The organism is Rothia kristinae (genome assembly GCF_016028855.1).
GTDB lineage: Bacteria > Actinomycetota > Actinomycetes > Actinomycetales > Micrococcaceae > Rothia > Rothia kristinae.
Window position 1 is genome coordinate 1,572,470 of the sequence record NZ_CP065738.1, and the last position, 13,874, is coordinate 1,586,343.

Consider the following 13,874-nt stretch of genomic DNA (forward strand, 5'->3'; position numbering starts at 1 on the left):
CGGTCTCTGTGCGGTGATGGATGCTCAACGGCCTGTGTTCCAGATCATATCCCGAGGGCTGCGGCGACATCCGCCCGCACCGCGGCCAGACGCTCGGCGGCCCGGGCGCGGGCGGCCGGGAGATCCCCGGAGACCGGCTCCACGGTCTCCAGGTAGCACTTGAGCTTGGGCTCGGTCCCGGAGGGCCGCACGATCACCCGTGAGCCGTCCCCGGTCAGCAGCCGCAGCGCGTCCGTGGGCGGCAGGCCGGCCAGCCCGTCCCGCAGGTCCTCCACGGCCACCACGGGGGAGCCTGCCAGCTGCCGCGGGGTCTGCGCCCGCAGGCGCAGCATCATCTCCCGGATCAGCTCCAGCTGGGCGACTCGCACGGAGAGCTGGTCCGTGGCGTGCACCCCGTGCTCGGTGTGCAGCCGATCCAGCACGTCCAGCAGGGTCCGACCCTGCCCCTTGAGCCGATCGGCGCAGTCGGCCAGCAGCAGGGCCGCGGAGATGCCGTCCTTGTCCCGGGCCAGCTGCGGGGCCACGCAGTAGCCCAGCGCCTCCTCGTAGCCGTACACCAGCCCGGGCACCCGGGAGATCCACTTGAAGCCGGTCAGTGTCTGCACGTGGCGCACCCCGCGCGCCGCGGCCATCGCCCCGAGCAGCCGGGAGGAGACGATCGAGGAGGCGAAGGCCGCGGACTGGGCCTGACCCGCCGGGATCCGCTCGAGCATGACCTGCCCGAGGATCGCCCCGATCTCATCCCCGCGCAGGATCCGCCAGTCCGGCGCGACGGGGCTGATGCGCCCCACCCCCTGCGCCCGGTCGGCCGGGATGGGGATCGCGAAAGCGGCCCGATCCGCGTCGGGGTCGTTGGCGATCACCAGGTCCGCCCCGCGGGTCTCGGCCAGCCGCAGGGCCAGATCCATCGCCCCGGGCTCCTCCGGATTGGGGAAGGCGACGGTGGGGAAGGCCGGGTCCGGCAGGGCCTGCTCCGGGACCACGCTCAGCTGGTCGAAGCCGCAGCGGGACAGGGCCATCGAGGCCACCTCCCCGCCGACCCCGTGCATCGGGGTCAGCACCACGGACAGGTCCCGGCGGGAGGGGGCGAAGCCCGGCAGCAGATCGCAGACCTGGTGCTCGTAGTCGCGCGCGATCCGCTCGGGCAGCACCGTCCAGCCCTCGTCGGCCCGGGGGATCCGATCGGCATCGGGGGCCGCCTCGATGCACCGGGCGATCTCGGCGTCATACGGCGGGACGATCTGGGCTCCGTCCCCGGCGGCGTCCACGGCGTGCCCGCCGAGGTAGACCTTGTACCCGTTGTCCTGCGCCGGGTTGTGCGAGGCGGTGACCATGACCCCGACGTCGGCCTTCAGCAGCCGCAGCGCCCAGGCCAGCACCGGGGTGGGCAGGGGCAGCGGCAGCAGGTACGCGTCGATCTCCGCGGCCGTGAAGATCGCGGCGGTGTCCCGGGCGAAGACCTGGGACTTGCGGCGGGCGTCGTAGCCGATGACCGCGCGCGGCGCACCCCAGCTCTCCTCTTCGGCCCGCCCGGTCAGGTACGCGGCCAGCCCGTGGGCGGCCTTCGCGACGACGACGCGGTTCATCCGCATCGGGCCGGCGCCCAGGGCCGCGCGCAGGCCCGCGGTGCCGAAGCCCAGGGTTCCGGAGAAGCGCTCGGTCAGCTCCCGGGCGGCTGCGGGATCGTCCTCGGCACGGGAGAGCAGGTCCAGTAGCTCCCGCTGGGTCTCCGGGTCCGGATCGGACTCCACCCAGCCTTCGACCTGCTCGGTCAGGGCGGCGAGATCGGACATGGCGGTGCTCTCCTCGATGGTGGCGGTGTGCGGGTGGCTCGTGCGGAGCCCGAATCAGGAGCTCAGGCCCGCCACGATCTGCGCGAGCAGGCGCGAGATGCGGGGGCCGGCGGCCCGGCCTTCGGCCAGGACCTCCTCGTGGGACAGGGGTGAGGCGGAGATCCCCGCGGCCAGGTTGGTGACCAGGGAGATCCCGAAGACCTCCATGCCGGCGGCGCGCGCGGCGATGGCCTCCAGGGCCGTGGACATCCCCACCAGATCCGCCCCCAGGGTGCGGGCCATGCGGATCTCCGCGGGGGTCTCGTAGTGCGGTCCGGGCAGCTGCAGGTACACGCCCTCGGCCAGGGACGGATCCGCTTCCCGGGCGATCTCCCGGATCCGCGGGGAGTACAGGTCGGTGAGGTCCACGAAGTGCGCCCCCACCAGCGGGGAGGCCGCGGTGAGGTTGAGGTGGTCGCGGATCAGCACGGGCTGGCCCGGGGCATAGTCGGGCTGCAGGCCGCCGCACCCGTTGGTCAGGATCATGGTCCGGGCCCCCGCGGCGGCCGCGGTGCGCACCCCGTGCACGACGGCGTGCACGCCCCGGCCCTCGTAGAAGTGGGTGCGGGCGCCGATCACCAGGGCGCGGCGCCCGTCCTCGGTGCGGATCGAGCGCAGGGTCCCGCTGTGCCCGGCGACCCCGGAGGCATGGAAGCCGGGGATCTGGTCCGCGGGGATCTCGTGGGTGGTCTCCCCGATCAGCTCGGCGGCCTCCCCCCACCCGGAGCCCAGGGTCAGGGCCACATCGTGGCGGGGCACCCCCGTGATCTCGGCCAGGCGTTCCGCGGCCTCGCGGGCGGCGCGGTTCGGCGGGAAATCGGGGTGCGAGGAGGGCAGCTGCGCGGCGTCGTCGTTCACCCCACCACGGTATCAGCCGGGCCCCGCGTCAGGCCCGCACTCCACGGCCGCGCGCGGCGTGCGCGGAGGTTTGGTGACAGGGCGTGGATGCGCGAGGATGAGGCGTGTGAGCCAGAACGAATCCTTCGCACCCCAGCGCCTGCTCGTCATCGGCGGCGGACCCGGCGGCTACGAGGCCGCCCTCGTCGCGGCGACCCTCGGGGCGGACGTCACCCTCATCGAGCGCCAGGGCCTGGGCGGCTCGGCCGTGCTGACCGACGTCGTGCCCTCCAAGACGCTGATCGCCTCCGCGGACACCATGAACCGCTTCTCCGAGGCTCCGGCCCTGGGCATCCGCACCCGCAAGGGCGATGAGCTCGTGGAGCTGGAGGTCAACATGGACAAGGTGAACCGGCGCCTGCTGCGCCTGGCCGCCGAGCAGTCCAAGGACATCCGCCGCTCCCTGGAGAAGGCCGGGGTCAAGGTCGTGGACGGCACCGGGAAGCTGCTGTCCGCGCACACCGTGCAGGTCACCGACGCGGACGGGCTCAGCTACGAGCTGGAGGCCGAGGCCGTGCTGCTGGCGGTCGGGGCCCACCCCCGGGAGATCCCCACCGCCGCCCCGGACGGGGAGCGGATCCTGAACTGGACCCAGCTGTACCGCCTGGAGACCATCCCCGAGCACCTCGTGGTGGTCGGCTCCGGGGTCACCGGCGCCGAGTTCGCCTCCGCCTACCGGGGCCTGGGCTCGCGGGTCACCCTGGTCTCTTCCCGGGACCGGGTGCTGCCGGGGGAGGATGAGGACGCCGCCCAGGTGCTGGAGGACGTCTTCGAGCGCCGCGGGCTGCAGGTCATGCCGCGCTCGCGCGCCGAGGCCGTGGAGCGCACCGAGGACGGGGTGGTGGTGACCCTGAACGACGGCCGCAAGGTCGCCGGGTCCCACTGCCTCATGGCCGTGGGCTCGATCCCCAACACCGCGGACCTGGGTCTGGAGGCCGCCGGGGTGCGCACCACCGAGTCCGGGCACATCGCCGTGGACGGCGTCTCGCGCACCACCGCTCCGAACGTCTACGCCGCCGGGGACTGCACCGGCGTGCTCCCGCTGGCCTCGGTGGCCGCGATGCAGGGGCGCATCGCGATCGCGCACCTGATGGGCGACTCCGTCTCCCCGCTGAAGTCCCACCGGGTGGCCTCCAACATCTTCACCTCCCCGGAGATCGCCACCGTGGGGGTCACCGAGGCGGAGATCCGCGCGGGCAAGTACCAGGCGGATGTGGTGATGCTGAAGCTGGGCACCAACCCCCGCGCCAAGATGATGGCCGTGGAGGACGGGTTCGTGAAGATCTTCGCCCGCAAGTACTCGGGCACCGTGATCGGCGGGGTCGTGGTGGGTCCGCGCGCCTCGGAGCTGATCTTCGCCGTGTCCCTCGCTGTGCACAACAAGATCCACGTGGACTCCTTCGCGGACACCTTCACCGTGTACCCCTCCCTGTCCGGGTCCCTGTCCGAGGCTGCCCGCCGCCTGCACGTGATGCCCGGCTGAGCCGGGGGATCCGCGCACACACGGGACGGGCGGGGCACCCGAAGGAGGTGCCCCGCCCGTCCCGTGCCTCGTCGGCGTCGGCTCTGAGTTGAGATCGGCTCAGACCAGGCCGACCGGCTCCTCGGCCAGCTCGGGCCGCTCCCGGCGGTCGGCGGGGGCCGCGCCCACGCTGTCCAGGTCCAGATCCCGGGTCTCGTGGGAGAGCAGCAGCGCCGCGATGGTCACGACGGCCGCTCCGGAGAGGTACCAGCCGACCGCGGCGACCCCGCCGTGGGCGTTCAGCCACACCGCCACGTACGGGGTGATCGCAGCTCCCAGGATCGAGGCGACGTTGTAGGAGATCCCGGAGCCGGTGTAGCGGACGTTGGTGGGGAACAGCTCCGGCAGGTACGCGGACATGGACCCGAAGGACAGGCCCATCAGCACCATGCCCACGGACAGGAACAGGATGATCCCGCCGATGTTCGCGGCCTCGCCGGTGCCGATGCGCTCGGGTGCCATGAACAGCCCGAAGCTCAGCCCGAACACCACCATCAGCACGTTGGTGATCAGCTGCTGCCGACGCCGCCCCATGCGGTCGGCCAGCCACCCGGAGATCGGGACGAACACCGCGAAGAACACGATCGCGGCCAGCTGGATCTTCAGGAACGTGTGGTAGCCGATCCCCAGCCCGCCCTGCGCCGGCTTGCCGATGCCGAAGGACAGGATCCAGGCGGTCATCAGGTAGAACAGCACGTAGCAGGACAGCATGATGAAGGTGCCCAGGATCATCGGGCGCCAGGCCACCCGGAACACCTCGGCCACCGGAGCCTTGACCTTCTCCCCGCGCTGGGCCGCCCGGCGGAACACCGGCGTCTCCTCCAGGCGCACCCGCACGTACAGGCCCACCAGGACCATGACGACGGAGAACAGGAAGGGCACCCGCCAGCCCCACACCATGAACGGGTGGCTCAGGTCCGCCCCGTCCCGGGCGGAGTTGAAGCCGAACCAGGTGGTCAAGCCCAGCACGAAGCCGTTGGCGAGGATGAAGCCGAACGGGGCGCCCAGCTGCGGCCACATCGCGGCCCGGGCCCGCTTGCCCGGCTCCGCGTACTCGCTGGCCAGCAGCGCCGCCCCGGACCACTCCCCGCCCAGGCCTAGGCCCTGGGCGAAGCGCAGGATGGTCAGCATCGCCGGGGCCCAGAAGGCGATCTGGTGGTAGGTGGGCAGCAGGCCGATGAGGAAGGTGGCCAGCCCCATGGTCAGCAGGGCCCCCACCAGGGTGGCCTTGCGTCCGATCCGGTCGCCGAAGTGCCCGAAGACCACCGAGCCGATGGGCCGGCCGAAGAAGGCCGCGGCGAAGGTCGCCATCGAGGCCAGCAGGCGGGTGGTGTCGTCGGCCCCGGTGAAGAACAGGGCGGGGAACACGGCCACGGCGGCGGTGGCGTAGACGTAGAAGTCGTAGAACTCGATCGTGGTGCCCACGAGCGAGGCGGTGATGATGCGGTGCTTGGGCACGCGCGCGACGGGATCGGTCTCGGCGGGGGAGGAGCCCGGGGACTCCTCGGCGACCAGGGTGGAGGACATGGCCTCTCCTTGCGGATCAACAGGTGCGATCGGGCCCCGTCGCCCACCGGGTGCGGCGGGTGACGGGGCCCATGGGAACGGGGTGTCATCAGCGTAGAGCGGTGCTCACAGGCTGGACAACGCGTTCCGCATCCTGAGACTGGATCCCGGCGGAGGGGCTACTTGATGGTCGCGATAACCCCGCCGGCGGAGACTGTGTCCCCCTGCTTGGCCTTCAGCCCGGTGATCTTCCCGGACTTGTGCGCGGTCAGCGGCTGCTCCATCTTCATGGCCTCCAGGACCACCACCAGATCGCCCTCGCTGACCTTCGCACCGTCCTTGACGGCGACCTTCACGATCGTGCCCTGCATGGGCGAGGTCAGGTCATCCCCGCTGGCCGCGGCGGCCGCGGACTGCCGGCTGCGGCGGGAGGAGCGGGATTTGGCCGGCTTGGCCGCCGGGGCGCCGGCCCCGGCCAGGTGCGGCACCAGGACCTCCAGGCGCTTGCCGCCGACCTCCACGACCACCCGCTCGCGCTCGTCCTGCTCCTCATCCACGGAGCCGGGCACCCCTCCGTAGGGGGCGATGGCGTTGTGGAACTCGGTCTCGATCCAGCGGGTGTGCACGGAGAACGGCTCGCCGTCGGCGGGGGCGAAGGCCGGGTCGGAGACCACCACCTCGTGGAAGGTCGCGGCCGTGGGCATCCCCTCGATGGTCAGCTCCGCCAGGGCCCGGCGGGAGCGCTCCAGGGCCTGCTCGCGGGTGGCCCCGGTGACGATGAGCTTGGCGAGCATGGAATCGAAGTTCCCGCCGATCACATCCCCCTGGACCACGCCGGAATCCCAGCGCACCCCGGGACCGGAGGGCACGGTGAGCACCTCCACGGTGCCGGGGGCCGGCATGAAGTTGCGTCCCGGGTCCTCCCCGTTGATGCGGAACTCGAACGAGTGTCCGCGCAGCACCGGGTCCCCGTAGCCCAGCTCCTCTCCGCGGGCCACCCGGAACTGCTCGCGGACCAGGTCCAGCCCGGAGACCTCCTCGGAGACCGGGTGCTCCACCTGCAGACGGGTGTTGACCTCCAGGAAGGAGATGACCCCGTCCTGCCCGACGAGGAACTCGCAGGTCCCGGCCCCCTGGTACTGGGCCTCGGCGAGGATCGCCTTGGAGGAGGTGTACAGGCTGCTCAGCTGCTCCTCGGACAGCCACGGGGCCGGAGCCTCCTCCACGAGCTTCTGGTTGCGCCGCTGCAGGGAGCAGTCCCGGGTGGAGACGACGACGACGTTGCCGTGGGCATCGGCCAGGCACTGGGTCTCCACGTGGCGGGGGGAGTCGAGGAAGCGCTCGATGAAGCACTCCCCGCGCCCGAAGGCCGCCGTGGCCTCGCGCACCGCGGAGTCGTAGAGCTCCGGGATCTCCTCCCGGGTGCGGGCGACCTTGATCCCGCGGCCCCCGCCGCCGAAGGCGGCCTTGATGGCGATGGGCAGCCCGTGCTCGTCGGCGAAGTCCAGGACCTCCTGGGCCCCGGAGACCGGGTCCTTGGTGCCGGGCACCAGCGGGGCGCCGACCTTCTCGGCGATGTGCCGGGCGGCCACCTTGTCCCCGAGCTCGGTGATGGCCTCCGGGGAGGGGCCGATCCAGGTCAGTCCGGCCTGCTGCACCGCGCGGGCGAAGTCGGCGTTCTCGGAGAGGAACCCGTAGCCGGGGTGCACGGCGTCGGCGCCCGAGCGGCGGGCGGCGTCGATGATCTTGTCGATGACGAGGTAGGAGTCCGCGGCGGTGGACCCGCCCAGGGAGAAGGCCTCATCCGCGAGCTTGACGTGCAGGGCGTCCCGGTCCGGCTCGGCGTAGACCGCGACGGTGGGCAGTCCCTCGTCCCGGGCCGCGCGGATCACGCGCACCGCGATCTCACCGCGGTTGGCGACGAGCACCTTGGTCACGGGACCGCTGGCGTAGCGGGTTGCGGGGGTCGCCTGCGGCGCGGACACGGTATCGGTCACGGGGAAACTCCTTATCATCCTCAGCGCGAGCTTAGTCTCTGGACTCAGCATTTGCCTAAGCGCCGGGGCCTCGCGCGGGCCGTGCTCCGCATTCGGCGGGCCGGCTCAGGCAGTCTGCTCGGGGGCGCGCCACAGCCGCTGGATGCCCACGCCGAGACGGCCCAGCAGCTCGCGCAGCCCGTGCACGCTGAGTCCCTGCACCGCGTGCGGGTCCCCCTCGACCCCGGTGATGAACGCGGCGCCGTACCCCTCCAGGGTGAAGGACCCGGCGACCCACAGCGGCTCGCCGGTGGCGGCGTAGGCGTCGATCTCCTCCGGGGTCATCGCGGCGAAGGACACGCGCGCGCTGACGCACAGCCCCGTGCCCTCGGCCGGGGCAGCGAGGTCGCGCCGGTCCACGAGCCAGTGGCCGGTGTGCAGGATGCCGGTGCGCCCGGACATGGCCCGCAGGCGCTCGCGTACCGCCTGCCCGGTGCCCGGCTTGCCGTAGGCTCGCCCGTCCAGTTCGAACACGGAATCGCAGCCGAGCACCAGGTGCCCGGCGGCCTCCGGCAGCCTGGCCACGGCCTGCGCTTTGGTGCGGGCCAGGATCTCGGCGGTCTCGGCGGGGGAGGGCTGCCGGCCGAGGGCCCGACGCCGTTCCTCCACGGCTGCCGGCTCATCCACCCCGGAGACCAGGACGGAGAACTCCAGCCCGGCCTGGCGCAGGATCTGCGCGCGGGAGGGGGACTGGGAGCCCAGGATCAGCAGGGGCCGATCGGGATCGACGGAGCCGGAGGGGTCGGCGGGCGCGGACGTGCGGGAGGAGGTGCTCACCCGCCCCAGCCTAGCGGCCGAGGGCAAGCGGGCACCTCCTCGATGCGGCGTCCCGGGCGGACGGGATCAGCCCAGGCGTGCGGGCTCGGCGTGGGGCCCGACGGCGTCGTCCTGCCCGGTCTGCTCGGCGTTCGCCCCGTGCTCCTGCGCCCACTGGGCGGCGGTGAGATCGGAGTCGAACCAGTCTGTCGAGCGCGGAGCGTTGTAGAGGTCCTCGTCCAGGATGCCTTCTCGGCGGGAGATGATCGCCGGGATCAGCGCCTGCCCGGTCACGTTCAGGGCGGTGCGGCCCATGTCGATGATCGGGTCGATGGCCAGCAGCAGCCCCACGCCGTCCAGGGGCAGGCCCAGGGTGGACAGGGTCAGGGTCAGCATGACCGTGGCTCCCGTGGTCCCGGCGGTGGCCGCCGAGCCCAGCACGGAGACCACCACGATCAGCAGGTAGTCCGTGATCCCCAGCGGCACGCCGTAGAACTGGGCGACGAAGATCGCCGCCAGCGCCGGGTAGACCGCCGCGCACCCGTCCATCTTGGTGGTGGCCCCGAAGGGCACGGCGAAGGAGGCGTAGGCCGGGGGCACGCCGAAGTTGCGCTCGGCCACCCGCTGGGTCACCGGCATCGTGCCCATCGAGGAGCGGGAGACGAAGCCGATCTGCGCGGCCGGCCACACCCCGGTGAAGAACTGGCGGATGGACAGCCCGTTGAGGCGGGCCAGCAGCGGGTAGACCACGAAGCCCACGATCGCCAGGCCCACGTACAGCAGCAGCACGAACTTCGCCAGGGAGCCCATCGTGGCCCACCCGTAGGTGGACACCGCCGTGCCGATCAGCCCCAGGGTGCCCAGCGGGGCCAGGCGGATGATCCACCACAGGATCTTCTGCACGATCGCCAGGGCCGAGCGCATGAAGTTCAGGAACGGCTCGGCCGGCTTGCCGATCTTCAGCGCGGCGATCCCCACCGCCCCGGACATCACCAGGATCTGCAGGATGTTGAAGCTCACCGAGGTGTGCAGCCCGTCGGCCGTCTCCCGGGTGCTCGCGGACAGCCCGAGCACGTTGGCCGGGACGATGCTGGTGACGAAGGCCAGCCAGGACCCCTGGGTGCCGGTGTAGGAGTCCGGGGTGGACAGGCCCGTGCCGACCCCCGGGCGGAAGACGACGCCGAGCACGATGCCGATGATCACGGCGATCAGGGCGGTCCCGGCGAACCACAGGAGGGTCTTCACCGCCAGGCGCGCCGCGTTCGCCACGGCGGAGAGGTTGGCGATCGAGGTGATCACTGCGGTGACCACCAGCGGCACGACGGCGGCCTTGAGCAGGCTGACGTAGCTGGAGCCGATGGTGTCCAGGGTGGTCATCAGCCAGTTCGGGGAGGTCTCGGGATCCCCGCCGAGGGCGAGGGCGGCGAAGCCCAGCAGGACGCCGATGAGCAGGCCCAGGAGGATCTGGACCCCGAAGTTCGTCATCCAGGAGGGCAGGCGGCGGCGCGCTGTGGGCGCGGTGGAGCGTTCGGACATGCGCTCCAGGCTAGGCGCGGATGCTTTCCCGGTAAACCAAATGCGTCGTCGTATTACGCTTCCGGATCCTGCAGCGCCCGACGCAGCGTGTCCAGGCCCACCGAGCCGATCAGCAGGGCCCGGGTGTGGAACTCGCGCAGGGACTCCCCGCGCTGAAGGGCCTCATCGCGCAGCTGCTCCCAGATGCGCTGGCCGATCTTGTAGCTGGGGGCCTGGCCCGGCCAGCCGAGATACCGGTGGAACTCGAACTCCCGCTGCCCCTTGGAGATGTCCAGGTTCTGCGCCAGGAACTCGTGCCCGGCCTCGGCCGTCCACGTCCCCGAGTGCCCGATCCGCTCGGCCCAGGCCTGCGGGATCTCGAAGCCGCAGTGCACGCCGATGTCGAAGACCACCCGCGCCGCGCGCATCCGCTGCCCGTCCAGCATGCCCATCCGGTCCCCGGGATCCTCAAGGTATCCCAGCTGCTCCATCAGCCGCTCGGCGTACAGGGCCCAGCCCTCGCCGTGCCCGGAGACCCACACCCCGTGCGCCCGGTAGTCGTTGACCGAGGAGGCCAGGGCCGCTCCCGTGGCGAACTGCAGGTGGTGGCCCGGAACCCCCTCGTGGTAGACGGTGGAGGTCTCCGCCCACGTGGTGAACTGCGTCTCCCCCTCGGGCACGGACCACCACATCCGGCCCGGCCGGGAGAAGTCCGCCGACGGCGGGGTGTAGTAGATCCCGCCGTCGTGGGTCGGGGCGATCATGCACTCGATGGTGCGCATCGGGCCTTCGATCGTGAAGTGCTCCCGGGCCAGGAACTCCACGGCCCGATCCGAGACCCTCTGCATCCACTCCCGCAGGGCGTCCGTGCCCTCCAGGCGCCGGGCCGGGTCCTCGTCCAGGGCCCGCTTGGCCTCCGCGATGCTCGCCCCGGGGCGGATCTGCTCGGCCACCTGCTCCTGCTCGGCGATGATCCGCTCCAGCTCTTCCACACCCCACCGGTAGGTCTCGGCCAGGTCCACCTCGGCACCGAGGAACTGCCGGGAGTGCAGCCGGTAGCGCTCGATGCCCACGGCGTCCTCCTCCGGAGCTTCCGGCAGCAGCACCTGTTCGAGGTGATCGGCCAGGCGACGGTACGCGCCGGCTGCCGCCCTCGCCGCGTCCTGCGCGGACCCGTCCAGCCCGGCGTCGGCGGCCACCGCCTGCTCGGCCAGCCCGTCGAAGAATCCGCCGGACTGCGCGTAGGCGCGGAACTGCTCCACCAGCAGACGCACCTGCCGTGCCGCGGCCACCCGGCCGGCCTCCCGGTGATGCTCCAGGGTCTCGATGAACCCGTCGATGGCCGCGGGCACGTTGGCCATCCGACCGACGATGTGCGACCAGTCCTGCGCGGTCTCCTGCGGCATCAGGTCGAAGATCTGGCGGATTCCGTGGGCCTCCGTGGCCAGCGGGTTCAGCTCCCACGCGCCCAGACCGGCCAGGTGGGCTTCGATCTGCAGGCCCAGGCGCTCGTTGAGCACGTCCAGGGTCACCCGGTCCACCGCGTCGCGCGGCTCCAGCGCGTTGACGGCCTCCAGGGTGCGCCGGGCCAGCTCGACGTCGGCTTCCTCCCCGGCGGGGGAGTAATCGGAGTACTCGGTCTCGTGCCCGGGCCGCCCCTCGATGGTCGCGGCATCCGGATGCAGGGCCAGGTATTCCTCGTAGTAGGCGTCCGCGGCCTCGTCGATGGCGGTGCGCTCTCGGTCCAGGCGCAGGGCCTCGGGCAGCTCGTCCGGCGTCACACCGGTCACAGTGTTCTCGGTCATGGCACCCACTGTAGCGCCGAGGTGCTCGCTGCCGGGACAGGGTCGCGGGTCGGCCTCCGGCTCGACACCGGGCCGTGCTCAGCGCGGCCGAGCCCGCTTCCAGGACCCGGGGCCGGGCCGCAGCCCGGCGCCCAGCCGCTGGCGCCGGGCCAGCAGCCGCCCCACCTCCGCCAGCGGGTTGGCGGCCGGCTTCGGGGCGGACCGCCGCTGCAGCAGCACCACCGTCAGCGCGGCCAGCTCCTCCTCGGTGGGGTTCCCGCGCACCACCGAGAACAGCGGCTCCTGGGCCCGGTCCTGCTCCTCATGCCGTCGCGCACTCACAGCGGGATGTTCCCGTGCTTCTTGGCCGGCATCGCCGCGCGCTTGTCGTGCAGGGCCCGCAGCCCCTTGATGATGTTCACCCGGGTCTCGGCCGGGGCGATCACCGCGTCCACGTACCCCAGCTGCGCGGCCTGGTACGGGTTCAGCAGCTCCTCCTCGTACCGCTGGATCAGCTCGTCCCGAGCGGCCTCGACGTCGCCGCCCTCCTCCTCGACCTTCTTCAGGTCCCGGCGGTACAGGATGTTCACCGCACCCTGGGCGCCCATCACGCCGATCTGCGCGGTGGGCCAGGCCAGGTTGATGTCCGCGCCCAGCTTCTTGGAGCCCATGACGATGTACGCCCCGCCGTAGGCCTTGCGGGTGATCACCGTGATCAGCGGGACGGTGGCCTCCGCGTAGGCGTAGATCAGCTTGGCCCCGCGCCGGATGATCCCGTTGAACTCCTGCTCGGTGCCCGGCAGGAACCCGGGCACATCCACGAAGGTCAGGATCGGGATGTTAAAGGCGTCGCAGTGGCGCACGAAGCGCGCGGCCTTCTCCGAGGCCGCGATGTCCAGGGTCCCGGCGAACTGCATCGGCTGGTTGGCGACCACCCCCACGGTGCGGCCCTCCACCCGCCCGTAGCCGGTGATCACGTTCGGGGCGTACAGCCCCTGGATCTCCAGGAAGTTCCCGTCATCCACCACGGTCTCCACCACGGTGCGCATGTCGTAGGGCTGATTGGCCGAATCCGGGACGAGGGCATCCAGCTCCTCATCCTCCGGGGTGATCTCCGGGTCCTGATCGTGCTCCAGGACCAGCCCGTCCATGAGGTTGTTCGACGGCAGGAACTCCAGCAGCTCCCGCAGGAAGTCGAAGGCGTCCTCCTCGTCCTCGGCCAGGTACTGGGAGGTGCCGGTCACCGCGTTGTGGGAGCGCGCCCCGCCCAGGGTCTCCATGTCCACCTCCTCGCCGGTGACCGTCTTGATGACGTCCGGGCCGGTGATGAACATGTGGGAGGTCTTATCCACCATGATCACGAAGTCCGTCAGCGCGGGGGAGTAGGCGGCCCCGCCCGCGCACGGGCCCATGATCACCGAGATCTGGGGGACGACGCCGGAGGCCCGCACGTTCATCCGGAAGATGTCCGCGAACATCGCCAGGGAGTCCACGCCCTCCTGGATGCGGGCCCCGCCGCCGTCGTTGATCCCGATGACGGGGCAGCCGTTGCGCAGCGCGAACTTCTGCACCTTGACGATCTTCTCCCCGTTGACCCGGGACAGGGAGCCGCCGAAGACCGTGAAATCCTGCGAGTACACGGCCACCAGGCGCCCGTCCACGGTGCCGTAGCCGGAGACCAGGCCGTCGCCCAGCGGCTTCTTCCTCTCCATCCCGAAGGCCGTGGAGTGGTGGGTGGCCAGGGCGTCGAACTCCACGAAGGAGCCCTCGTCCAGCAGCATCTCCAGGCGCTCGCGGGCCGTGGACTTGCCGCGGGAGTGCTGCCGGTCCACCGGCGCCTGCCCCGTGGGCAGCAGGGAGGCCTCGCGCCGTGCGTAGAAGTCGGCGATGCGCCCGGCGGTGGTGGACAGATCCGGTCCGTCCTGCTGCTTCGAGTCCTGCGGGGCGGGGGTTTCGGTCATGGGCACTTCCTCAGACGATGTGGATCGATGCGCGGACGGTGGGACGGCGCGCCGTGGTCGCGGGC

10 protein-coding genes are annotated in these 13,874 nt (G+C 71.8%); 1 reads left to right on the top strand and 9 read right to left on the bottom strand.

Annotated elements, in window-relative coordinates; translation table 11 throughout:
* Positions 1–44: 44 nt before the first annotated feature.
* Together I6G21_RS06920 and I6G21_RS06925 are read right to left on the bottom strand one after the other, a co-directional pair.
* Positions 45–1,793 (bottom strand): phospho-sugar mutase, encoded by a 1,749-nt coding sequence (locus I6G21_RS06920; protein WP_055684371.1) that lies wholly within the window; start codon positions 1,791–1,793, stop codon positions 45–47.
* Positions 1,794–1,847: 54 nt separating this feature from the next.
* Positions 1,848–2,690: a purine-nucleoside phosphorylase gene (locus I6G21_RS06925; RefSeq protein WP_408015175.1), complete on the bottom strand. Its 843-nt coding sequence runs from the start codon at positions 2,688–2,690 to the stop codon at positions 1,848–1,850.
* 97 nt (positions 2,691–2,787) lie between these two features.
* Between I6G21_RS06925 and I6G21_RS06930 the strand changes: the two genes are divergently transcribed.
* Positions 2,788–4,212, top strand: coding sequence for an NAD(P)H-quinone dehydrogenase (locus tag I6G21_RS06930; protein ID WP_375542952.1), 1,425 nt, complete (start codon positions 2,788–2,790; stop codon positions 4,210–4,212).
* Positions 4,213–4,311: 99 nt separating this feature from the next.
* Here I6G21_RS06930 and I6G21_RS06935 read toward each other — a convergent pair whose 3' ends face one another.
* The 7 genes from I6G21_RS06935 to I6G21_RS06965 all read right to left on the bottom strand — a co-directional run bounded on the left by I6G21_RS06935 (position 4,312) and on the right by I6G21_RS06965 (position 13,809).
* The gene (locus I6G21_RS06935) at positions 4,312–5,778 is read right to left on the bottom strand and encodes an MFS transporter (RefSeq protein ID WP_129357858.1); all 1,467 of its coding nucleotides are present in this window, start codon (positions 5,776–5,778) and stop codon (positions 4,312–4,314) included.
* 158 nt (positions 5,779–5,936) lie between these two features.
* A complete protein-coding gene (locus I6G21_RS06940) occupies positions 5,937–7,754 on the bottom strand; it encodes an acetyl/propionyl/methylcrotonyl-CoA carboxylase subunit alpha (RefSeq protein ID WP_055684373.1) in 1,818 nt (605 codons plus the stop codon).
* A gap of 105 nt (positions 7,755–7,859) precedes the next feature.
* On the bottom strand, positions 7,860–8,570 hold the full coding sequence (locus I6G21_RS06945) for a Maf family protein (RefSeq protein WP_375542918.1): 711 nt from the start codon (positions 8,568–8,570) through the stop codon (positions 7,860–7,862).
* 66 nt (positions 8,571–8,636) lie between these two features.
* Positions 8,637–10,085 carry a dicarboxylate/amino acid:cation symporter gene (locus I6G21_RS06950; protein ID WP_081275359.1) on the bottom strand — a complete coding sequence of 483 codons (1,449 nt, stop codon included), beginning with the start codon at positions 10,083–10,085 and terminating at the stop codon, positions 8,637–8,639.
* Positions 10,086–10,138: 53 nt separating this feature from the next.
* Positions 10,139–11,869 carry a DUF885 domain-containing protein gene (locus I6G21_RS06955; RefSeq protein WP_081275360.1) on the bottom strand — a complete coding sequence of 577 codons (1,731 nt, stop codon included), beginning with the start codon at positions 11,867–11,869 and terminating at the stop codon, positions 10,139–10,141.
* A gap of 78 nt (positions 11,870–11,947) precedes the next feature.
* Positions 11,948–12,190 (bottom strand): acyl-CoA carboxylase subunit epsilon, encoded by a 243-nt coding sequence (locus tag I6G21_RS06960; RefSeq protein WP_055684374.1) that lies wholly within the window; start codon positions 12,188–12,190, stop codon positions 11,948–11,950.
* Positions 12,187–13,809 (bottom strand): acyl-CoA carboxylase subunit beta, encoded by a 1,623-nt coding sequence (locus tag I6G21_RS06965; RefSeq protein ID WP_055684375.1) that lies wholly within the window; start codon positions 13,807–13,809, stop codon positions 12,187–12,189. Before I6G21_RS06965 ends, I6G21_RS06960 begins: the two co-directional genes overlap by 4 nt.
* Positions 13,810–13,874: the final 65 nt, after the last annotated feature.

What these genes read in the sequence shown, in the direction of transcription:
- I6G21_RS06965 (WP_055684375.1), bottom strand. Translation starts at nt 13,809, where the DNA reads ATGACCGAAACCCCCGCCCCGCAGGACTCGAAGCAGCAGGACGGACCG.
- I6G21_RS06935 (WP_129357858.1), bottom strand. Translation starts at nt 5,778, where the DNA reads ATGTCCTCCACCCTGGTCGCCGAGGAGTCCCCGGGCTCCTCCCCCGCC.
- I6G21_RS06955 (WP_081275360.1), bottom strand. Translation starts at nt 11,869, where the DNA reads ATGACCGAGAACACTGTGACCGGTGTGACGCCGGACGAGCTGCCCGAG.
- I6G21_RS06920 (WP_055684371.1), bottom strand. Translation starts at nt 1,793, where the DNA reads ATGTCCGATCTCGCCGCCCTGACCGAGCAGGTCGAAGGCTGGGTGGAG.
- I6G21_RS06930 (WP_375542952.1), top strand. Translation starts at nt 2,788, where the DNA reads ATGAGGCGTGTGAGCCAGAACGAATCCTTCGCACCCCAGCGCCTGCTC.
- I6G21_RS06950 (WP_081275359.1), bottom strand. Translation starts at nt 10,085, where the DNA reads ATGTCCGAACGCTCCACCGCGCCCACAGCGCGCCGCCGCCTGCCCTCC.